Source organism: Nocardia sp. FBN12 (genome assembly GCF_054031145.1).
On the sequence record NZ_CM132926.1, the window covers coordinates 2,384,105 to 2,403,628 of the forward strand.

The following is a 19,524-nucleotide window of genomic DNA, read 5'->3' on the forward strand; positions in this document are numbered from 1 at the left end:
GTGGCCCGCTCCCATCGCAGAGGAGATCCGATGAGCCCCACCATCGCCAGCGTCGTCATCCCCGTGTCCGATCTGGCCGCGACAAAGGCCGTCTACACCACGCTGTACGGCGACCCCCACACCGACGAGCCGTACTACGTCGGCTGGGCGGTAGGCGACGTCCAGATCGGCCTCGACCCCAGCGGTGACGTAGCAGCGGGCCCGGTCGCCTACGCCGGAGTCGACGATGTCGACAAGGCCAGAGCAGCGGCGATCGCCGCGGGCGCGACCGAACGAACCGCCCCTCGCGAAGTCAGCCCCGGCAGCCGCATCTGTGTCCTGGAAGACACCGACGGCAACCCTTTCGGCATCATCGGCAAGTAGCCCACCGTCTACCCGGCCTCGCCCGCACCGGGATCCTGATCGACGGCGGCGCCATCCCGGCCACCTGACCCATCTCGCGCAGTACCTCGGTATCGGACCGAGGTACTGCGCGAGAGTGATGTGGTCGTGTACGAGCCGTTCCTACCGTGAGCCGCATGCCCACAGCCTCGAAATTCGCCGCCCCCATCGCTCTGGCCGGAACGCTCGCGAGTGCCGGAATCGGTGTCAGCTCAGCGGAATCCGCACCGGCGGGCGCCAAGGGCATAGTCTTCGCGGGCACTCCGTCTCCGAGCCAGGCGAACGCCGCGATGGCGACCAAGGGTGTCGCCCTGGTCGCTACCAACGGGTTCCGCGATTGCGGCAATCAGCAGTTCTGCGGCGGCTACTTCCAGATGATCTTCAGCAGGGCCGGTGTGAGCACCATCCGGATGATCGTGGCGTCGATGATCAGGGCGACGATCATCCCGTAGGCGATGTATTTCATCAGCACCAGATCGGAGAAGCCGAACGCCCCGGTCACCACGATCAGGATCGCGGCCGCCGAGGTGATCACCCCGCCGGTGTGGGCCACGCCGTAGCGGATCGACTCGGCGGCGTCAGCACCCGCGGCGCGTTTCTCGGCGATTCGTGACAGCAGGAACACCTCGTAGTCGGTGGACAAGCCGAAGATCACCGTCACGATCAGCGCCACCACCGCGAACATCAACGGTCCCGGGGTGAACTGGAATACCCCGGACCCGTGTCCTTCTACGAAGATCCACGTCAGCACCCCCAGGGTCGACACCAGGCTGAGCGCGCTCATCGCGACGGCCTTCACCGCCAGGATCACCGACCGGAAGGCCACGATCATCAACGCCAGTGCCGCCGCGATCAGGATCGCCAACAGCAGCGGCAGCCCGTCGATCAGCCCGTTGATGCTGTCGCGTTCGAGCGCGGGGATGCCCGCGACCATCACCTGCACGCCCGGCGGCGCGGGCAGCGAACGCAGCGCGTCGATCACCTGGTCGGCGTCGCGTTTGTCCCCGAGCCCGGCCGAGAGCACGTTGACGTTGTCCTTGGTCGCCGCCGCCGGTTCGAACCGTCCGGTCAGCCCCGGCACCTGATTGGCTTCGAATCGAATATCACTCAACTGCTGCGGTGAGGCACCGACCACGATGAGCTTCAACGGTTCGGTGCGAAACCCGGGAAACAGGTGGTCGAAGTCCTCCTGGGCCACCCGCGCCGGGTTGTCGGCGGCCAGATACTTCTCGCTGATCCCACCGAACTCGATGTGGCGCAACGGGATACTCAGCGCCAGCAGACCGAGCACGATGGGGATGACCACCGCCCACGGCCGTCGCATCGCCCACTGCGCGAGCCGGGAGAAGAACCCGGCATCGATCTGGGCTTCGGTCTTGCTGCGCGAGAAGCGTTTCCAGCCCAGCCAGTCGATCCGGTGCCCGGCGATGCTCAACGCGGCGGGCAGCGCGGTCACCGACAACAGCGCGGCCAGCATCACCGCGGAGATGCCACCGTAGGGCACCGACCGCAGCACCCCGTTCGGGAAGATGAACAGCGCACCCAGACTCAACGCGATGATGCCCGCGGAGAACAGCACGGTGCGCCCGGCCGTGGCCACGGTCCGCGCGGTCGCGTCCTCGACCGAGCGCCCGGCCGACAGTTCCTCCCGGAACCGGGTCACCGTGAACAGTCCGTAGTCGATCGCCAACCCGAGCGCCACCAACGTCATCACCGCGCTGGCGAACACATTGACCTCGATCTGGGCGGTGAGCACCCGCAAGATCCCGGAGGTGCCGAGAATGGTGAGCCCGCCGATCAGCACCGGCAGCAGCGCACCGATCACCCCGCCGAACACGAAGTACAGCAGGATCGCCACGATCGGCAGGGCGATGATCTCGGCGCGCTTGATGTCGTGCTGCATCCCGATGTTGATGCCCTCGACCACCGGCTGCAGCCCGGCCAGCTGCACCGTCGTCCCACCGGGTCCAGCACCGGCCACACCGGCATCCAGGTGCGGTTTCAACGCGAGATAGTTGTTGACCGTCGCGGTTCCCCCGCCGCCGGCCAGCCCGATACTGGCGAACGCGTGCTGCTTGGTCGGATCGGAGGCATTCGCCGAGAACGGGCTGTCCCAGTAGCTGTCGATCTTGTGGATCCGCTCGCCGTGCTCCTTACGCAGGTCGGCCAGCGCCGCCGTCACCGGCCCGCGCACGGCGGCATCGTCGACAGTGGTGCCGGGTGGGGCGGTGTAGATGACGATCAGATCGCCGTCGGTGTCGCGCCCGAAGGTGTCGTCGGCCAGTTTCGATGCCGCCACCGACTGGCTCGACTCGTCGAACCAGCCCTCCTGGGTGTACCGGTCGGCCAGATCGCGACCGAACCAGCCCGAGGCGAGCACGGTCAGTACGAAGAAGCCGAGCACGAGGAACCGGTGACGGTAGACGAACCTGCCCCACCGCATGGATCGAGATTCGCCCATCTCAGCCGCAGGCGGCGGTGCGATAGTCGGCCGAGCGCAGAATGCCGCACAGGTCGGTGCGCGAGATCTTCCACTTACCGTCGAGCAGCACGAAATGCACGATGGTGGTCCGCACGTTGGTGCCCGAGCCGTCCTTGTCCAGGCGCATGGTCGCGGTGAGGGTGCCGTCGCGGTTGTCGAACACCGGGTCGACGACCCCGTACACGGCGTGGGGGTTGTCGCGCAGCGCCTTGTACATGTCGGGGATGGCGTCGGAGAACGCGGCACCGTCCTCGATCAGTTCGGTGCGTTCCACATCGGGCAGGCTCGGGTCGAGCGCGCGCTTGATCTGCGCGTCGAGTTCTTGGGCGGTCGGCAGTGGCACATTGGCCTTGCTGGCCGAGATCGCGACGGAGGAAGCGAGGGAGGCGTTGGCCGAAGACCGTGCGGCGTCGACCGAGGCCTCGTCGGAGGTTCCCGCGCACGCGGCGAGGGCGACGAGGGCCGTGAGGCAGGCGGTGGCCGCAGCGGCCCTGGCGGAAAGTGTGGAAGACATCACCATCTACATACCATCAATGACGGCACTGATCCGCCCCAGGATGGCTCGAACTGTGGAGATGTCACTGGAAGCGGGCACCGCGACAGGGTCGGCGGCCGGCAGCAGGTCGCGCACGAAGGCGCTCACGCTGCGGGCGTCGTCGAGGTCGATATCGGTCACCTGAGCCTGGGCCTGGGCCACCACATCATCGGATCCGGGCACCTCATCGCCCAGGTCGGCGCGATAGATCTGCACGGTCAGGGTCGCGCGGTGGGTCCGGAAGGCGAACGGGTGGCCGTCGTCGGTGGTGCCGAAGCCGTGGGCGAACGGTCCGACGGAAATGTCGTCGATGCCGAAACCCGCCGGCGTCCGGTCGGTCATCGTGGGATCTCCTGCCGCTGAGTGGCAATCAATTGTCGACATGTCAACAGTAACGCGCGTCACTGACAGCTCCGACGCGCGCTACCCGGTCGGAGCTACTGGTGAGTCATCATGGTCAGATGGTGATCAAGGCAGTCACCTCGTGCGGATTGAAGGAGTTCGGTGCATGCGCCCTCGTGGCTCGGTCGCCTCTGCGTTGGTCGGCGCGGCGGTTGTGGTGGTGCTGACCGGGTGCAGCGGTGACGACGGCGGTCCCGATGTCCCGACGAGGGAGCCTGCCACCGCGGCGGTCTCCCCGGCCGCGGCGCGTCCGGCCGGTCAGGTCTTCCCAGCGGCCGCGACCACAGCGTTGCTGGCCGAACGCTCGACGGGCCGCCTCGCCGCCCTCGACACCGCGGGCACCGCGCTCGCGCTGATCGATCCCGCCGCGCCGACCACCCCGGCCACGATCACGCTGCCCGCGGTCGGCGTATCACTGGCACAGGGCAAGCCGGGCGAAGTGCTCGTCGCCGCCGCAGGCAGGGTCGTGCGGGTCGACGCGGTCACGGGCGCCGTTACCGAGATCCCCGTCGACGGCGACGTGCACAGCGTGCAAACCCGCACCGACGGCACCCTTGTCGTCGGAACCGCGGACGGCACCGTGCGCGAACTGAACGCCGACGGCACCGTCACCCGCACGATCACCGGCCTCGTCTCGGCCGACGTGATCGCGCTGACCGGTGAGAACATCACCGTCGTCGACCGCAAGCAAACCGCTGTCGTCGCGGTGGGCGACGAAGCCCTTGGCCTGATGCTGCGGGCGGGCGACGGCGCCACCAACGCCATCACCGACCCGCACGGGCGCATCATCGTGGCCGACACCGCGGGCGGTGAGCTGCTGGTCTATTCGGCCGGTCCGCTCGTGCTGCGTCAGCGTTTCCCGGTATTATCGTCGCCTTACGCGCTCGCGTACGACCCGCGGTCGGAGCTGGTGTGGGTGAGCGCCACGCAGAGCAACGAGGTCGTCGGCTACGACCTGTCGACCGGCATCGGTGTCGAGGTGGCCAGGTTCGCGACGCTGCGCCAACCCGACGCGATCACCGTCGACGAACGCACCGGCGACCTGTTCGTGGCCTCGGCCACCGGCGACGGTCTGCAGCGGATCAGCGCGGACGAGCGGAAGAGAGGGCAGTGATGGCCACACCCCGCAGTTCGCGCTCGGCGATACCGCCGAGCTGGGAGACCAGCAACGACGACTACGAATACGTGCCCCTGCGGCTGCCTCCCGAGGTCAACCGGGTCACCGCCTCGATGCGACTGGCCATCCAGGCCGAATTCGGTGGCTGGGAGTTGTCCCGGGTGCGCGCCTACACCGACGGCAGTCGCCGGGTGCTGTTGCGCCGCCGCAAAAACGCCGTCCTGCCTGTGCCCGAACCCGGATTGTGAGCCGACCATGTACGCCCTCCTGCTACGCCTGATGTTCCTGATCCCGCCGGAGCGGGTGCATCACCTGGTGTTCGCCGCGCTGCGCTTCGCCGCCTGGTTCCCGCCGACCCGCTGGCTGGCCCGCAAGCTCACCGTGGTTCACGACCCGATCCTTGCCACCACCGCGTTCGGCGTCGACTTCCCCGCACCGCTCGGCCTCGGCGCCGGTTTCGACAAGAACGCCGACGGCGTGAACACCTGGGGCACACTCGGTTTCGGTTTCGCCGAGATCGGTACCGTCACCGCGCACGCCCAGCCCGGCAATCCCGCGCCGCGTCTGTTCCGGCTGCCCGCCGACCACGCCCTGATCAACCGGATGGGTTTCAACAACCACGGTGCCGCCGCCGCGGCCGCCCGCCTGCACGGCGCGCACCCCACCGTCCCGATCGGCGCCAACATCGGCAAGACCAAGGTCACCGAACCCGAGGCCGCCGCGGGCGATTACGCGACCAGTGCCCGATTACTCGGCCCGCTCGCGGATTTCGTCGTCGTCAACGTGTCTTCCCCGAACACCCCCGGCCTGCGCGACCTGCAAGCCGTCGAATCCCTGCGCCCGATCTTGCAGGCCGTGCTCGACAGTGTCTCCGTGCCGGTCCTGGTGAAGATCGCCCCCGACCTGTCCGACGACGACATCGACGCCGTCGCCGACCTCGCCGTCGAACTGGGCCTGGCGGGCATCGTCGCCACCAACACCACCATCCGCCGCGACGGACTGAACACCCCCACCGCCGAGGTCGAAGCGATGGGTGCGGGCGGCCTGTCCGGCGCCCCCGTGGCCGAACGCTCCCTGGAAGTGCTGCGCCGCCTCTACACCCGCGTGGGCGATCAGGTGGTCCTGATCTCCGTGGGCGGTATCGAAACCCCCGAGCAGGCCTGGGCCCGCATCCTCGCCGGCGCCACCCTGCTGCAGGGCTACACCGGGTTCATCTACGGCGGTCCTTTCTGGACCACCCGCATCCACCGCGGCATCGCGGCCAACCTGCGCGCGGGCGGCTACGCCTCGCTGTCCGACGCGGTCGGCGCCGAACACCGCGCCCACTCGGTCTGAACTACCCGAAGTAGACGCGCCGCTTCGCGTTGGCGTGCCCGAACAGCTGCGGCGCGGTCCGCGGACCACCCACGGGCACCGCTCGATGAGCTGCCTCCTCGGGGTCGCCGTTGCCGAACCGCTCGATCATGCGCTTGTACAGCCGGATGATCGCCTGCTCCCACACGATCCCGAGGGTGTCGGCGTGTGCACTGATCCGGGCGTGCGCGATACGGTCGTGAGTGGCGGTGGCGTCGCTGATCAGTTCGTCGAGAAGCATTCCCGCGTAAGCCTGTTCGCGGGTGAGTCGACGTTCGGGCAGCCAGCTCAGCTGCCAGACGTCCGGGTCCGTGACCACACGCACGGCGTATTCGGGGCTCCGGGTGCTGCGCATGTCGTCCGGGGTCAGGTGAATGGTCATCGGATTCTCCGATTCCACGAAGGGGAGCTCGTGCTCCCAGTTCCTCTGGATGCCGACGCGCCCCACATCTCGCGTTCGGCACGTGCATCGGCGGTGGCGCCGACTGCACCTCGAGCTCGCCGTGTCCTGGGCGAACTCGCTGTATCGCCAACTGCAGTGTGGCATTTGCCCTTCACTGGGGTCAATTGCCGTTGTACTTTGGTAATTGCCGGAATTCGGGCGCGGCAAACCCCGAATTCCGGCGATCGCAGTCCGGCGTCCGCCGCTGATCGGTCACCCCGGTAGGTCGAGAAGTCTCTGGGAGGAAACATGGCGACGGTTCCCCAGGACGCTCGCGTGGCCGCGATCCGCTCCATCCTGGCGAGATTGGGAAAGTACGCGGGGCTGAACGCAGAACGCTTGCGCCACACCGAGATCGACGCTGCGCCGCTGCTAGAGCTACTGCCGGTGCGACGACATGCCCGGCGCACCGGGGTCACCGTCGAGGAATCGATCCTGCCGGTCGTGCGTGAGGTCGCGCAGTGGCTACCGCCGACGGACCGGCTGATCGTGGATGCGGTGTTGTCGCTGGGCTTGTTCCGGGACCGGTCTGGCGTCGGTATCGATATCGAACGCCTTTATGCAGATAACCTCGGGGAACGTCGAGAGGCCTTGACCGAACAGTGGGTCGGTTTGCACACCCTGCTCGATGTCGACCCTGTGCCCGAGGCGCCGACGGTCAAGCGGTTGCGCACGTCCTCCGAGCACAATGCGTTGACCGCACTCGCCGGCTTTCTCGCGACCGATTCAGGTCATTCGATGGCCGGACGATCAACCGCGCGGCCCACCACCGCGCCCGCGCAGCACGGCGTTGTCACCGTCTTCGGTGACGCTGTCATCGACCACCTCTACCGGGTGGACTCGTTCCCTGACTCCGAGAACGCGGCGAGCGGAACCTTCCGCGGGCACCCCGGCGGCAAAGGACTCAATCGCGCCGTTGCCGCCGCTCGGCTCAGCATCGAAGTCCATCTGGCCTGCGCGGTCGGCGGCGACGAATACGGCCGCCGCATCCTCGAATTCATCGAGAACGAAAATGTGAACCTGGACCTGGTCAAGGTCGTCCCCTTCGCGCAATCGCTGGTGACCGCCGTGGTGACCACACCCAACGGTGAATCCCGCATTCTCGGCTGCCGCGACAACCGTGTCCAACTTCAGGACGAAGACCTGCACCGCCCGGAACTGCGCGCCGCGTTGGAGGCCTCGGACGTGGTGATACTGAGCTTCGAACAACCGCCCTCGGTGATCGAACAGGTGCTCTCGGCGGTCTCGCGGATGCGGCCCAAACCGCCCGTCATCGTGTGCCCGACACCAGCGATGCCCGTCCCACAGAGCCTCTATCAGCACCTGGGCGCGGTCGATTACCTCGTCGGCAGCGCGGCGGATCTGGACGCGTTGCTGCCTGATGTGCCCGCCGAATCCACCGACGACGTCGCCCGGTTGCTGCGAGGTCTCGGCGTCGGCACCGTCTGCATGGTCGAGAATTTCCGGTGTGTCGTCAATTCCGACACTGTGGCGGCTGTCATCGACCATTTCCCACAGGTGCTCAAAGCATCCGTCGGCGCCGCCGCCGCATTCACCGGCGCCCTGGCCTATCGTGTCGTCAACTCTCGAACCCCGTTGACTGTCACCGATTTCGTCTGGGCGACCGCAGCGATGATTCCCACCCAGAATCTGGGCGCGGTCGCGGTCTCCATGCCGAGCGTCGAAGAGATCGACCGGATCGTGAACCTGTATCCACGAAGCGGCAACAGTGCGGATAGCTCGGAATTGACCCCCGGTTAACGTGTCCGAGACCACACCGCGCGTAGAGTCGCGCCGTTGCCATATTCCGTCCACGCAGCGGGGTATCCCGATGCCGGAACAGCCTCGGAGGAGCGCTTGACGATCACCGATCCCGACCAACTGGCGGCGGTAGCGTCGAATGGTCGAGGCGCTGACGATCTGCGACCGGTGCATCAATTCAGCCGCAACGGCACCCAGATCCGGGTGCAGGTGCACACCATCGACAGCCCGACCGACGGCGGCTACGTCCTGGTCTTCGGCGAGCCCGGCGCCAAGCCCCTGGTCCGCGTGCATTCCCGCTGCCTCTACGGGGACGCCCTCGGATCCGACGACTGCGACTGCGGCCCCGAACTGGCGCTGTCGATGAACATGATCCAAGAAGAAGGCGCCGGGGTGCTGGTGTATCTCGAACAGGAAGGCCGCGGCGCAGGCCTGATCTGGAAGGCGATCGGCTACCGGACCAGCGAGCAACTCGACATCGACACCTTCGACAGCTACGAGTGGTTGGGCCTCGACCCCGACACCCGCCGTTACGAGCTGGTCGCGAAGACGTTGTGCGACCTCGGCATGACTCGGGTGCGCCTGCTCACCAACAACCCGGACAAGGTGCGAGCGCTGACCGAGGCGGGCATCGCGGTCGAGGTCATTCCGCTGGCCATCCAGCTCGGTACCGAACGCGGCCGTCGCTACCTCGACGCCAAAGTCCGCCGCCGCAAGCACATGATCCCCCGCGATTTCGCGCCGTGGGCCCCGCTGCCGAACGTAACCGCCGAGGTCGCGAACCCGCGGTCGAGCCCGCAACGGCCACGGTGGTGGCGCCGGTTGCGGATCGGGCGTCGCTGGTAACCCCCCTCACAATCCCGTATGTCCGGTTACGATAAGTGAGCCACGCCACTGCCGATGTCCTTGCCTCGAGATAACGAGACAGTTTCACTCGCATTGGCTCGGTATCCAGCTCGGCCTATGGGAACAGGAATATGACAGACATCGGTTTCGCGCACGCATCCGGCGTCACGGTGCACACCGTGCCCGCCGCCTTCCAGCAGACTGCCGCCCTTCGGCCCGACCAGATCGCCTTGCGCACGGTCGGCGGCACCCAGGAGATCACCTGGTCCGAGTACGCGGCCCGGGTCAAGGCGTTGGCGGCCGGATTGGCGAAACTGGGTGTGCGACACGGCGACACGGTCGGCATCATGCTCACCAACCGGCCCGAGTTCAACCTGATCGACACCGCCGCCCTGCACCTGGGCGCCGTCCCGTTCTCGGTGTACAACACCAGCTCCACCGAGCAGATCGCGCACGTGTTCGCCAACGCGGGCAACAAGGTGGTCATCACCGAGCAGGCCTTCCTCGACACGATCCGCGCATCCGGCGCCGAGATCGAACACACCGTGATCGTCGACGGCACCGCGGAGGGCACGATCACCCTGGCCACGCTGGAAGCCGATCCCGCACCGGACTTCGACTTCGACGCGGCCTGGCAGGCGGTGCAGTCCGGCGATCTGGCCACGTTGATCTACACCTCCGGCACCACCGGCCCGTCCAAGGGTGTCGAGCTCACCCAGAGCAATGTGATCGCCCAGGTCGTCGGCCTGGTCTCGGGTCCGCTGCCGGTCGGCTTCGACGACCGGGCCGTGTCGTATCTGCCCGCCGCCCACGTCGCCGACCGTATTTCCGCGCACGCGATGAGCCTGCTCACCGGCATCCAGATCACCACCGTCACCGATCCGCGTGAGATCGCCGCCGCCCTGCCGGATGCCCGTCCGACGGTGTTCTTCGGTGTGCCGCGGGTGTGGCAGAAGATCAAGGCGGGGATCGAGAACAAGCTCGCGGTCGAGCCGAGCCCGGTCAAGAAGGCACTGGCCAACTGGGCGATCGGTGTCGGTGTCGCGCAGGCCAAGGCGAAGCTGGCCGGTGAAAGTTCGCTGGTACTCGGCGTGCAGCACAAGATCGCCGACACCCTCGTGCTGTCGAAGTTGCGTGAGGCGCTCGGGTTCGCGGAGTTGAAGTGCGCCGCCTCCGGTGCCGCACCGGTGCCGCCGGAGACCCTCGAGTACTTCCTCGGCCTCGGCTTCGCCGTCACCGAGGTGTGGGGGATGTCGGAGACCGCGGGTGTGGGCACCTACACCGAGCTCGACAAGCCGCGCCCCGGCTCGGTCGGCCGGGTGATGGACGGGTGCGAACTGCGCCTCGACGCCGATGGTGAAGTGCTGCTGCGTGGCCCGATCATCACCCCCGGCTACCGCAATATGCCCGACAAGACCGCCGAAGCCATCGACGACGACGGCTGGCTGCACACCGGCGACATCGGCACCCTCGACGCCGACGGCTACCTGCGCATCGTGGATCGCAAGAAAGAACTGATCATCAGCGAAGCGGGCAAGAACATCGCCCCCTCCAATATCGAGAACGCCATGAAAGCGGCCTCGTCGATGATCGGTCAGGCTGTCGCGATCGGCGAGGCCCGCCCCTACATCACCGCACTGATCATGCTCGATCCCGATGTCGCGGCGTTGCGCGCCAAGGACTTCGGCGCTACCGATGCCACCCATGCGGAACTGACCCGGCGCAAGGAGATCGTCGACGAGGTCAGGGAAGCGGTGCTCGCGGGCAACCGCAAGCTGTCGCGGGTGGAGCAGATCAAGCGCTTCGTGATCGTGGACAACCTGTGGGAGCCGGGCGGTGACGAGCTGACCCCGAAGATGTCGCTCAAGCGGACCCCGATCGCGAACAAGTACGCCGAGACGATCGACGAGCTCTACGCGGCGACTCCGCCGGAGCACGTCGTCAATGTGAAGTAGGCAGCACAGAAGACAGCGGTGGCCCCGGAAAGTATCAGGGCCACCGCTGTTTTCGTATGTCAGTTCTGTTCGTAGGTGCCGATCAGGATGGCCCTGGCCAGGGTGTGGAAGAACAGGTTGAACCCGAGGTAGGCGGGCGTCGCGTCCGGTCCGATTTCGAGTTCGGCGACATCGACCGCGTGCACGACGACGAAATACCGGTGCGGTCCATGACCTTTCGGCGGTCCCGCGCCGACGAAACCGGGGAAACCCCCGTCGTTGCGCAAGCTCACCGCACCGGCGGGCAAGCTGCCGCCTTCGCTGCCCGCGCCGACATCGAGGGTGGTGACCGACGCCGGAATGTTGGCGACAGCCCAGTGCCAGAACCCCGATGCGGTCGGCGCGTCCGGGTCGTACACCGTCACCGCGAAACTCTGTGTGCCCTCGGGGAATCCGGACCAGCTCAGCTGCGGCGAGATGTCCTTACCGCCGGCCCCGAACACCCCCGACACCTGATCGTCGGCCAGCGGCTGACCATCGGTGATGTCGGCGGAAGTAAGGGTGAACGACGGCACCTGCGGCAGCGCGTCATAGGGGTTGTACGTCATAGAGAGGACCTTTCCAGTCGAGGTCAGCTGTGCAGTAGGAAATGTTCCAGCACCCGGGTGCCGAATTCCAGCGATTGGACCGGCACCCGTTCGTCCACCCCGTGGAACAGGGCGGTGAAGTCCAGCTCCGGCGGCAACTGCAGCGGCGCGAAGCCGAAGCAGCGAATCCCCAAGCGCGCGAACGCTTTCGCGTCGGTGCCGCCGGAGAGCATGTAGGGCACGGTGCGGCCGTCGGCGTCGTGGGCCAGGACCGCGTCGTTCATGGCGTCGACGAGGTGGCCGTCGAAGGTGGTCTCGTAGGAGTCGAGCTTGGTGATCCATTCCCGCTCCACGTCGGGTCCGATCAGTTCGTCGACCTCGCGTTCGAACGCCGCCTGCCGCCCCGGTACCACCCGGCAGTCGACCACGGCTTCGGCGGTCTGCGGGATGACGTTGGCCTTGTAGCCGGCCTGCAGCATCGTCGGATTCGCGGTATCGCGCAGGGTGGCGCCGATGATGCGTGAGATGGTGCCCAGCTTGGCCAGCTGACCTTCGATATCGGGTCCGTGCGGGTCGAACGCCAGCCCGCTCTCCTCGCTCACCGCGGCCAGGAACTCGGCCACCGAATCCGAGAGCACCACCGGGAAGGTGTGGCGACCCAGACGGGCGACGGCTTCGGCGAGGATGGTGACGGCGTTGTCCTCGTGCAGGAACGACCCGTGCCCGGCGCGGGCCTTGGCGCGCAACCGCATCCAGCCCAGCCCCTTCTCCGCGGTCTCCACCAGGTAGAGCCTGCGTTCGGTGCCGTCGGGGCGTGGCACGGTCAGCGAGAACCCGCCGACCTCACCGACCGCTTCGGTGACCCCGTCGAACAGGTCGGGCCGGTGCTCCACCAGCCATTGCGAGCCCCACTTGCCGCCGTTCTCCTCGTCGGCCAGGAACGCGAACACGAGATCTCGCGGCGGCAGGGTGCCTTCGGCTTTGAACTGGCGGGCCAGGGCCAGGGTCATCCCGACCATGTCCTTCATGTCGATCGCGCCGCGCCCCCATACGTAGCCGTCGCGCACCGCACCGGAGAACGGGTGCACGCTCCAGTCGGCGGCCTCGGCGGGCACCACATCGAGGTGCCCGTGGATCATCAGCGCACCGCGACTCGAATCGGCACCCTTCAACCGCGCGAACACATTCCCGCGTCCCGGCGCACCCGACTCGACGTACTCGGTCTCGTAGCCGACCTCGTGCAACTGCTGTGCCACCCACTCGGCGCACTCCCGCTCGCCCTTGGTGGTGGACAGCTCGCCGGTATTGGAGGTGTCGAACTGGATCAGCTTGCTGACCAGCTCCACCACCTCGTCTTCCGCGCGGGACCGCCCGTTCGAACCAGAATTCTCGCCAGATACCGACACGCCCCCTTTCCTACCACCATTCCCACACCCGCCGCGCCACCTGCCGGTCGGTCCGCCCTTGCGCCGCTGCTCGCCGCCACAGACTCACCGTGAGCAGAACAACGAATTCGCCTACGTCCCCGCCGCGTGCTTGGCTGACCAGATGCGAGCGCAGGTAGTCCGAGTAGGTGTCCGTGTGCTGGCCGGGGCCGCGACATCGGCCGGAGTCGCCGGGGTCGCGTTGCATGTCATCCGGTGGCCGCTGGAACCGCTCGTGCTGGCAGCTTCGGGGGCGCCCTATCTGATGGGTGGTGCGGTGCTCGGTGCCGTCGGTTTCGCGGCGACCAGGCAGTGGATCGCGACCGGTGTGGCGGTGGCCGTCGCGGGCATCGGCATCGCGACCCAGGCGCCGTTGTATTTCGCGGAGCCCGGTGGTGACGGACAGCCGATCATGGCGATGCAGGCCAACCTGCTCTTCGACGGTGCCGATCCGAATGTCGTGGTGGATCAGGTGCGTGCGCGTGACATCGCGATCCTCACCGTCAACGAGCTGACCCGCACCGCCGTCGACAGCCTGTCCAGTGCCGGTCTCGACCAACTCCTGCCCCACCGCTACCTCGCCCCCGGCCAGACGGCCAGCGGCACCGGCATCTGGAGCCGATTCCCCTTGTCCGACACCGTCGAATACGACGGCTACGTCCTCAACCAGATCTCGGCCACCGCGACCGTGCCCGAGATCGGCCCGGTCACGATCTATGCCTTCCACCCGGTCCCGCCCGTCTACGACACCGGGGTCTGGGCCGACGAGCTCTCCCGCCTGCACGAAATCCTGCGTCGCTCCCCCGCCGACCGCCCCGCGATCGTCGGCGGTGATTTCAACGCCACCTACGACCACGCCCGTTTCCGCGCCATGGCATCGGGCCGGTTCGCCGACGCCGCGATCCAAGCCGGCGCGGGCCACCTGGTCACCTATCCCACCGACAAGCCCATCCCACCGCTGGTGGGCATCGACCACTTCCTGCTCGCCGGTGCCCACGCCACGACCGTCGAGACCGTCGATCTGCCCGGCGCCGACCACCGCGCACTGGTCGCCCGGATCGTCCTCGACGCCGACCACTAGCCGATCGAATCTGGCTGTAGCAACGCATTTTTCGTCGAAACGAAGTCCAGCCGCTCGCTACTCCCGTTCGGCGGCTCGCTCGGCCAGGCGCTCACGCCACTGTTGCATCGCCTGGCGCAGGGCCGCGCCGACGATGGCGACGAACTCGGCGGATTGCTCGAAGCGGGCACCGGCCGGGGTGTCAGGTCCGAGCACCTCGACGCCGCGCAGCGTCATGGCGGACAAGGCGTTCTGCATCTGCACCGAGGCGACCAGGTTGCGCAGCCAGATGTCGTCGTCGACGAGGTAGCGTTCGCGCCGTTCGCCGGGGATCAGTTCGCGTCGCAGCATGCCCTGCTGTTCGAGGAACGCCACCGCGTTCGAGATCGAGGCGGGGCTCACGCGTAGTCGCGCGACCAGCTCGGCGGCCGTGAGCGCCCCGGAGTCGGTGATCTGCAGGCAGGCAAGCACTCTGGCTTCCATGCGCGGCAGACCCTGCTCGATCAGCAGGGCGGTGAACGATTCGGCGAAGTCGGCAACTGCCTGGGGGTCTCGTCCGTAACCGCCGTCGGGAATCGGTGGTGCGCAGGGCTTGGCCCGCTTCTGTCGGCGTGCGCGCTGCTGGGTGGCTTCCTGTGCGCGTTCGGCTCGGTAGTCGTCGGGTCCGCCGTTGCGGGTGACCTCGCGCATGACGGTCGAGGCGGGCCGCCCCAGCGTGCGCCCGATCTCGGCGTAGCCGAGGCCGTCCGCGAGCCCCGTGGCGATGTGCTGACGGTCCGCGTCGGTGAGTCTGCCTCCGGGCATCGCTGCTGGTCACCTTTCTGTCGACCGGTGCGGAGCCGATAGCCCGCACCACGCCCAGTATGCATTCACCCCCAGTTCATTGCAACGCGCAACGCGGACCTCCGTTGCATTCACCCTCATTATCATTGCAATATTGATGTATTTGCACGCTGTAACAGGCATTTTCGACGGATTCGATTGTTGACAGTTTGGTGAACGCAATCTATGGTTTAGCCATCAGTAAATAACGAATACCGCAACGCAAGGACACGACAATGACTTCCTCGAACCCCACCGACGCGACCACCGCCGCATGGACCGGCATGGTCCCGATCGACGACACCGAACTAGCCGTCACCGACACCGGCGGCATCGGAACCCCGGTGATCTACCTCAACGGTCAGTTCGCCACCCAGGGCTACTGGCGCCGGGTCATCGCCGAACTCGGCCCCGGCTACCGCCACATCACCTTCGACGAGCGGGCCCGCGGCAAGTCGAAGAAATCGGCCGACTACTCCTTCGACACCTGTGTGCGCGATATCGACGCGATCCTCGCCGCCAGGGGCATCACGCAGAAGCCGATCGTTGCCGGTTGGTCCTACGGCGCCTACCTCGGCGCGCACTGGACCAGCCGCAACCCCGACGCTGCCGTCGGCGCGGTTCTCGTCGACGGCGCGTTCCCCTACGACTGGCTCGACGAGGCGATGGAACTGCGGATTCGCAAGCTGTTCAAGCGTTTGAGCTGGGTGCTGCCGCTGGCCCGCCCGACCGGTCTGGCGCCCCGCCTGACCGCACAGCAGCAGGCCGACAGCAATATCGAACTCGGCAAGCTCTCGAGCGTGAGCAAACTGGGACCGGTACTCGACGCCATCACCGTTCCGGTGCGCTACGTGGTCGCGTCCGGAACCTCGTTCGGCAGCAAGGGCGACGAGCAGGAGAAGATCCGCGCCGGCCTCAACGACGTGCTCGCCACCAACCCCAACATCCGCATCAGCGCCAAGGTCCCCAGCAACCACGGTGCGATCCTGCGCAAGGACTTCCGTGCCATCGCCGATGCCGTACGCGAGGTCGAGGCGACCTCGTCGGCAACCAGCTGAATCCCACCCATTCCCCACCCGCACAACACAACCCAAGGAGCACATCACCATGTCCGTCACCCTCACCACCCAGGAAAAGGCCACCCTGCGGACCGCCGCCTACGGCGCCGTCTCCCTCCTCGCCGCCGCGGGCGCGGCTACCTGCAAGCCGCACAAGATCGCCACGACCGGCAGCATCGCGCTGTCGTCGGCGACCGGACTGGTCGGCCATGTCCTGGCTGAGAAGTCCGGTCGCATCGCGCTGAGCGGTACGTCGGTCGCCGAGCTCGCCGATCAGGTGCTGCCCGCCCTCACGGCGGCGATGAGCCTGCTCGGCAAGCACGACCCGGTCGAGGCCGAGAATTTCCGCAACACCATCGCCGTCGCCATCGACACCGCCCAGCTCTACCAGACCCGGCCCAACCCGGCGATGACCGACCTGACCCGCAAGATCACCGGAGCGCTCGCCGCCGCGTGATGAAACATCCACTCGCGCAACCACAGCCGTGTCACAGGGCCCGTGACACGGCCATCGTGGTGCGCCGGGTGATCAACGACCGACGGCAGAGCCCTCGGCCAGCACCATGGCCACCCGCGCCGCCATCGCCTGACCGGCCGCACGCAACGGTTCGGCCGAACGCAGTGTGCGGCCGAGAACGAACGCCCCCTCCAGTGCGGACAGGATCGCCAGGATCAGCTCGCGCGCCGCGGATTCCCCGACCCCGCGATCGACAAAATACTTGGTGCCCTGGCTGATCCAGTCCCGCATCACCTCGGCTGCGACCTCCCGCAAGACCGGTTCGGCGTCGGCGATCTCCCCCGCGACCGTGCCGACCGGGCACATGTTCATCCACCCGGATTCCGCGAGCGTGCGGGCGGCGTCATCGAACGCGGCAGGCACGGCCGCTCGCAGATCATCGTGTGGGTCCATCAGCAGCGGCAGCAGCTGAATGTAGGCGGCACCCGTGCTGCGCAACGCCTCGGCCGCGATCTGTACTTTGCCCTGCGGAAAGTGGTGGTAGAGCGACCCCATCGGCGCCTCGGCCGCGGCGGTGATCTGCTTGACGGTGATCGCGCTGTACCCGTGGACGCGCATCAATTCGGCGACCGCGGTCACCAGGCGGTCACGGGTACTCGTTGACATCTGCTCGCTCACTCCACCAGACTAGAGCAAGCGCACTAGAGTAAACGCTCTAGCCTCGAGGAGGGCATTATGCCGACCGTCGACATCGATGCGGGCCGGATCCACTACCGCGAACGCGGCGACGGTCCCCCGGTGGTCCTGCTGCACGGACTGCTGATGAACCACACGGTCTGGGACTCGGTCATCGACCTGCTGCCCACCGGCTTCCGCTACGTCCTGCCCGACCTCCCGCTGGGCGCACACCCCGAACCCCTTCGCCCCGGCACCGACCTGAGTCTGCGCGGCCTCAACCAGCTCGTCGCCGACTTCCTGACCGCGCTGGACCTGCACGATGTCACCCTCGTGCACTCCGACTGGGGCGGCGCCCTGTTCCTCACCGCCTACGGCCTCGACGATCGCGTCGGCCGCCTGATCATCTTCCCCAGCGAAGCCTTCGACAACTTCCCACCGGGACTGCCCGGCAAAACCGCCATCCTCGCCTCGGTTCTCCCCGGCGGCATCACCCTGGCACTGCGTCAGATGCGCGTCAGCTGGCTGCGTCGGTCCCCCCTGATGTTCGGCTGGATGGCCAAATCGCCCCTGCCCGACGCCCTCGTCCACGCCTGGACCGAACCGGGTCTGCGCGACCGCGGAATCCGCGCCGACCTGCTCGCCTACACCCGCTCCGGCTTCGACAAACGCGCACTGATCGCCAATACCGAAGCCCTGCGACATTTCTCCGGCGAAGCCCTCATACTCTGGTCCTCCGCAGGCAAGGTCATGCCCAGGTCCCACGGCACCCGGCTGGCCGCCCTCATCCCGCACGCACGGCTGGTCGAGATCGACGACGCCTACGTCCTGTCCATGCTCGACAACCCCGCCGCGGTAGCCACCGCCATCGCCGCATTCCTTACCACCACCACAGCCGACCGCCGATAACATTCGAGACAGTGACTCAGGTCACTGTTCGATCCTGTCAGGAAATCGCGAGCTGTCTCGTTCAGGGTGCACGCGAACCAGACAGGAGCGAATCATGAAGCACCGCATCGTCGTCCTCGGGGCCGGATACGCCGGAGCATTCTCCGCCGGAGCCCTGGCCCGCCGACTCCACTCCGACGACTTCGAGATCACCGTCGTCAACGCCGAACCCGATTTCGCCGAGCGGCTGCGCAACCACCAACTCGCCGCCGGGCAGACGCTGCGCCATCTGCCGCTGGCACAGGTGTTCGCGGGCACCGGTATCCGGCTTCGGATAGCGCGGGTGACCAGCGTCGACGTCGAGCACCGGACGGTCACGATCGCCGACAGTCGCGGGATCGACCAGATCGGCTACGACACCCTGCTCTACACACTCGGCAGTACCGCCGACGACCACGATGTCCCCGGCGTCGGCGAACACGCCTTCCATGTGGCATCACGCCCGGCGGCCCTGCGCCTGCGCGCCCGCCTGGATGAGCTCGGCGAGGGCGGGAAGGTGCTGGTCGTCGGCGGCAACCTGACCGCGATCGAGGCCGCCACCGAGATCGCCGAATCCCATCCGGAGCTGCGGGTCAGCCTCACCACTCGCGGCGAACTCGGCGGCTGGCTGGGTGGCAGGGCCCGCCGTCACCTGTTCGGCGCATTCGAACGGCTCGGTATCGCGGTGCACCAGGACACCACCGTCGAGCGCGTCGAGGCCGGGGGCGCCGTCGCGGTCGACGGCACCGCATTCGCCGCCGACGCGACGGTGTGGGCCGCCGGGTTCGCCGCGCATCCGATCGCCGCGGCCAGCAGTCTCGCGGTGGAACCCAACGGCCAGATCACGGTCGACCGTCAGATGCGCTCGGTCTCGCACCCTGAGGTCTATGTCGCCGGTGACAGCGCCTTCGTCATCGGTGACAACGGTCGGCCCTTGCCGATGTCGTGCGCTTCCGCGGGATTCACCGGCATGCAGGCGACCTCCACGATCGTCGGGGACCGGACCGGGCGCAAGATCTCGACGACCTCGCTGTCCTATGTGGGCAACCACATCAGCCTTGGTCGCAAGGACGGGCTGTTCCAGGTTGTCGACGGTGACGCGCGATCGAAGTCGTGGGCCCTGCGCGGCCGGACGGCCGCTCGTGTCAAAGCGGCGATCCTCGGGGCGAACCCCTGGAGCCTGAGCCATCCGACCTTCGGAATGCCCAGTCGCCGACACCGCGCGGCCGACACCCGCGAACACACCGTGGTCCCCGCTTAG

The 19,524-nt window shown here is 67.4% G+C and carries 21 protein-coding genes; 13 read left to right on the top strand and 8 right to left on the bottom strand.

Annotated elements, in window-relative coordinates; translation table 11 throughout:
• Positions 1–30 precede the first annotated feature (30 nt).
• Positions 31–363 carry a VOC family protein gene (locus ACWZHB_RS11545; protein ID WP_427907930.1) on the top strand — a complete coding sequence of 111 codons (333 nt, stop codon included), beginning with the start codon at positions 31–33 and terminating at the stop codon, positions 361–363.
• Positions 364–518: 155 nt separating this feature from the next.
• A complete protein-coding gene (locus ACWZHB_RS11550; RefSeq protein WP_427907931.1) occupies positions 519–833 on the top strand; it encodes a hypothetical protein in 315 nt (104 codons plus the stop codon).
• Here ACWZHB_RS11550 and ACWZHB_RS11555 read toward each other — a convergent pair.
• From ACWZHB_RS11555 to ACWZHB_RS11565, 3 genes are read right to left on the bottom strand one after another with little or no spacing between them, the layout of a single operon-like run.
• Positions 746–2,824, bottom strand: coding sequence for an MMPL family transporter (locus tag ACWZHB_RS11555; RefSeq protein WP_427907932.1), 2,079 nt, complete (start codon positions 2,822–2,824; stop codon positions 746–748). The two genes, ACWZHB_RS11550 and ACWZHB_RS11555, sit on opposite strands and share 88 nt — an antisense overlap.
• A gap of 19 nt (positions 2,825–2,843) precedes the next feature.
• Positions 2,844–3,377 (bottom strand): hypothetical protein, encoded by a 534-nt coding sequence (locus ACWZHB_RS11560; RefSeq protein ID WP_427907933.1) that lies wholly within the window; start codon positions 3,375–3,377, stop codon positions 2,844–2,846.
• Positions 3,378–3,383: 6 nt separating this feature from the next.
• The gene (locus ACWZHB_RS11565) at positions 3,384–3,740 is read right to left on the bottom strand and encodes a hypothetical protein (protein WP_427907934.1); all 357 of its coding nucleotides are present in this window, start codon (positions 3,738–3,740) and stop codon (positions 3,384–3,386) included.
• A gap of 166 nt (positions 3,741–3,906) precedes the next feature.
• On the opposite strand from ACWZHB_RS11565, the gene ACWZHB_RS11570 reads away from it, so the two are divergent.
• Genes ACWZHB_RS11570 through ACWZHB_RS11580 form a run of 3 tightly spaced genes read left to right on the top strand, consistent with a single transcriptional unit; the run spans position 3,907 to position 6,252 of the window.
• Positions 3,907–4,914 (top strand): YncE family protein, encoded by a 1,008-nt coding sequence (locus ACWZHB_RS11570; RefSeq protein WP_427907935.1) that lies wholly within the window; start codon positions 3,907–3,909, stop codon positions 4,912–4,914.
• A complete protein-coding gene (locus tag ACWZHB_RS11575) occupies positions 4,914–5,165 on the top strand; it encodes a DUF5703 family protein (protein ID WP_410873170.1) in 252 nt (83 codons plus the stop codon). The genes ACWZHB_RS11570 and ACWZHB_RS11575 overlap by 1 nt, the downstream gene beginning before the upstream one ends.
• Positions 5,166–5,172: 7 nt before the next feature.
• Entirely contained in the window at positions 5,173–6,252 is a 1,080-nt protein-coding gene (locus ACWZHB_RS11580) for a quinone-dependent dihydroorotate dehydrogenase (protein WP_427907936.1), read from the top strand.
• Between the two features lies 1 nt (position 6,253).
• Here ACWZHB_RS11580 and ACWZHB_RS11585 read toward each other — a convergent pair whose 3' ends face one another.
• Complete coding sequence (locus ACWZHB_RS11585; protein WP_427907937.1) at positions 6,254–6,652, bottom strand: hypothetical protein; 399 nt, start codon at positions 6,650–6,652, stop codon at positions 6,254–6,256.
• Between the two features lie 309 nt (positions 6,653–6,961).
• On the opposite strand from ACWZHB_RS11585, the gene ACWZHB_RS11590 reads away from it, so the two are divergent.
• From ACWZHB_RS11590 to ACWZHB_RS11600, 3 genes are all read left to right on the top strand, one after another.
• Positions 6,962–8,473: a PfkB family carbohydrate kinase gene (locus tag ACWZHB_RS11590; protein ID WP_427907938.1), complete on the top strand. Its 1,512-nt coding sequence runs from the start codon at positions 6,962–6,964 to the stop codon at positions 8,471–8,473.
• A 36-nt stretch (positions 8,474–8,509) separates the two neighbouring features.
• Positions 8,510–9,319 (top strand): GTP cyclohydrolase II, encoded by an 810-nt coding sequence (locus tag ACWZHB_RS11595; RefSeq protein ID WP_427907939.1) that lies wholly within the window; start codon positions 8,510–8,512, stop codon positions 9,317–9,319.
• 131 nt (positions 9,320–9,450) lie between these two features.
• Positions 9,451–11,274, top strand: coding sequence for an AMP-dependent synthetase/ligase (locus tag ACWZHB_RS11600; protein WP_427907940.1), 1,824 nt, complete (start codon positions 9,451–9,453; stop codon positions 11,272–11,274).
• A gap of 59 nt (positions 11,275–11,333) precedes the next feature.
• On the opposite strand, the gene ACWZHB_RS11605 is transcribed toward ACWZHB_RS11600, so the two are convergent.
• Together ACWZHB_RS11605 and ACWZHB_RS11610 are read right to left on the bottom strand one after the other, a co-directional pair.
• Positions 11,334–11,861, bottom strand: a complete 528-nt coding sequence (locus ACWZHB_RS11605) for a YbhB/YbcL family Raf kinase inhibitor-like protein (RefSeq protein WP_427907941.1) — start codon at positions 11,859–11,861, stop codon at positions 11,334–11,336.
• A 23-nt stretch (positions 11,862–11,884) separates the two neighbouring features.
• A complete protein-coding gene (locus tag ACWZHB_RS11610) occupies positions 11,885–13,246 on the bottom strand; it encodes a M20/M25/M40 family metallo-hydrolase (RefSeq protein ID WP_427907942.1) in 1,362 nt (453 codons plus the stop codon).
• 142 nt (positions 13,247–13,388) lie between these two features.
• On the opposite strand from ACWZHB_RS11610, the gene ACWZHB_RS11615 reads away from it, so the two are divergent.
• Positions 13,389–14,345 carry an endonuclease/exonuclease/phosphatase family protein gene (locus ACWZHB_RS11615; RefSeq protein WP_427907943.1) on the top strand — a complete coding sequence of 319 codons (957 nt, stop codon included), beginning with the start codon at positions 13,389–13,391 and terminating at the stop codon, positions 14,343–14,345.
• A 57-nt stretch (positions 14,346–14,402) separates the two neighbouring features.
• On the opposite strand, the gene ACWZHB_RS11620 is transcribed toward ACWZHB_RS11615, so the two are convergent.
• Positions 14,403–15,128: a GbsR/MarR family transcriptional regulator gene (locus ACWZHB_RS11620; RefSeq protein ID WP_427907944.1), complete on the bottom strand. Its 726-nt coding sequence runs from the start codon at positions 15,126–15,128 to the stop codon at positions 14,403–14,405.
• Positions 15,129–15,382: 254 nt separating this feature from the next.
• Between ACWZHB_RS11620 and ACWZHB_RS11625 the strand changes: the two genes are divergently transcribed.
• Together ACWZHB_RS11625 and ACWZHB_RS11630 are read left to right on the top strand one after the other, a co-directional pair.
• Positions 15,383–16,204 carry an alpha/beta fold hydrolase gene (locus ACWZHB_RS11625; RefSeq protein ID WP_427907945.1) on the top strand — a complete coding sequence of 274 codons (822 nt, stop codon included), beginning with the start codon at positions 15,383–15,385 and terminating at the stop codon, positions 16,202–16,204.
• A gap of 49 nt (positions 16,205–16,253) precedes the next feature.
• On the top strand, positions 16,254–16,661 hold the full coding sequence (locus tag ACWZHB_RS11630) for a hypothetical protein (RefSeq protein ID WP_427907946.1): 408 nt from the start codon (positions 16,254–16,256) through the stop codon (positions 16,659–16,661).
• Positions 16,662–16,733: 72 nt separating this feature from the next.
• Here the strand turns inward: ACWZHB_RS11630 and ACWZHB_RS11635 are convergent, their stop codons facing one another.
• On the bottom strand, positions 16,734–17,339 hold the full coding sequence (locus ACWZHB_RS11635; protein ID WP_427907947.1) for a TetR/AcrR family transcriptional regulator: 606 nt from the start codon (positions 17,337–17,339) through the stop codon (positions 16,734–16,736).
• Positions 17,340–17,396: 57 nt separating this feature from the next.
• Here ACWZHB_RS11635 and ACWZHB_RS11640 point away from each other — a divergent pair, with 57 nt between their 5' ends.
• Positions 17,397–18,245, top strand: a complete 849-nt coding sequence (locus tag ACWZHB_RS11640) for an alpha/beta fold hydrolase (protein ID WP_427907948.1) — start codon at positions 17,397–17,399, stop codon at positions 18,243–18,245.
• Positions 18,246–18,339: 94 nt separating this feature from the next.
• Complete coding sequence (locus ACWZHB_RS11645) at positions 18,340–19,524, top strand: NAD(P)/FAD-dependent oxidoreductase (RefSeq protein ID WP_427907949.1); 1,185 nt, start codon at positions 18,340–18,342, stop codon at positions 19,522–19,524.

What these genes read in the sequence shown, in the direction of transcription:
- ACWZHB_RS11545 (WP_427907930.1), top strand. Translation starts at nt 31, where the DNA reads ATGAGCCCCACCATCGCCAGCGTCGTCATCCCCGTGTCCGATCTGGCC.
- ACWZHB_RS11550 (WP_427907931.1), top strand. Translation starts at nt 519, where the DNA reads ATGCCCACAGCCTCGAAATTCGCCGCCCCCATCGCTCTGGCCGGAACG.
- ACWZHB_RS11555 (WP_427907932.1), bottom strand. Translation starts at nt 2,824, where the DNA reads ATGCGGTGGGGCAGGTTCGTCTACCGTCACCGGTTCCTCGTGCTCGGC.
- ACWZHB_RS11560 (WP_427907933.1), bottom strand. Translation starts at nt 3,377, where the DNA reads ATGTCTTCCACACTTTCCGCCAGGGCCGCTGCGGCCACCGCCTGCCTC.
- ACWZHB_RS11565 (WP_427907934.1), bottom strand. Translation starts at nt 3,740, where the DNA reads ATGACCGACCGGACGCCGGCGGGTTTCGGCATCGACGACATTTCCGTC.
- ACWZHB_RS11570 (WP_427907935.1), top strand. Translation starts at nt 3,907, where the DNA reads ATGCGCCCTCGTGGCTCGGTCGCCTCTGCGTTGGTCGGCGCGGCGGTT.
- ACWZHB_RS11575 (WP_410873170.1), top strand. Translation starts at nt 4,914, where the DNA reads ATGGCCACACCCCGCAGTTCGCGCTCGGCGATACCGCCGAGCTGGGAG.
- ACWZHB_RS11580 (WP_427907936.1), top strand. Translation starts at nt 5,173, where the DNA reads ATGTACGCCCTCCTGCTACGCCTGATGTTCCTGATCCCGCCGGAGCGG.
- ACWZHB_RS11585 (WP_427907937.1), bottom strand. Translation starts at nt 6,652, where the DNA reads ATGACCATTCACCTGACCCCGGACGACATGCGCAGCACCCGGAGCCCC.
- ACWZHB_RS11590 (WP_427907938.1), top strand. Translation starts at nt 6,962, where the DNA reads ATGGCGACGGTTCCCCAGGACGCTCGCGTGGCCGCGATCCGCTCCATC.
- ACWZHB_RS11600 (WP_427907940.1), top strand. Translation starts at nt 9,451, where the DNA reads ATGACAGACATCGGTTTCGCGCACGCATCCGGCGTCACGGTGCACACC.
- ACWZHB_RS11605 (WP_427907941.1), bottom strand. Translation starts at nt 11,861, where the DNA reads ATGACGTACAACCCCTATGACGCGCTGCCGCAGGTGCCGTCGTTCACC.
- ACWZHB_RS11615 (WP_427907943.1), top strand. Translation starts at nt 13,389, where the DNA reads ATGCGAGCGCAGGTAGTCCGAGTAGGTGTCCGTGTGCTGGCCGGGGCC.
- ACWZHB_RS11620 (WP_427907944.1), bottom strand. Translation starts at nt 15,128, where the DNA reads ATGCCCGGAGGCAGACTCACCGACGCGGACCGTCAGCACATCGCCACG.
- ACWZHB_RS11625 (WP_427907945.1), top strand. Translation starts at nt 15,383, where the DNA reads ATGACTTCCTCGAACCCCACCGACGCGACCACCGCCGCATGGACCGGC.
- ACWZHB_RS11630 (WP_427907946.1), top strand. Translation starts at nt 16,254, where the DNA reads ATGTCCGTCACCCTCACCACCCAGGAAAAGGCCACCCTGCGGACCGCC.
- ACWZHB_RS11640 (WP_427907948.1), top strand. Translation starts at nt 17,397, where the DNA reads ATGCCGACCGTCGACATCGATGCGGGCCGGATCCACTACCGCGAACGC.
- ACWZHB_RS11645 (WP_427907949.1), top strand. Translation starts at nt 18,340, where the DNA reads ATGAAGCACCGCATCGTCGTCCTCGGGGCCGGATACGCCGGAGCATTC.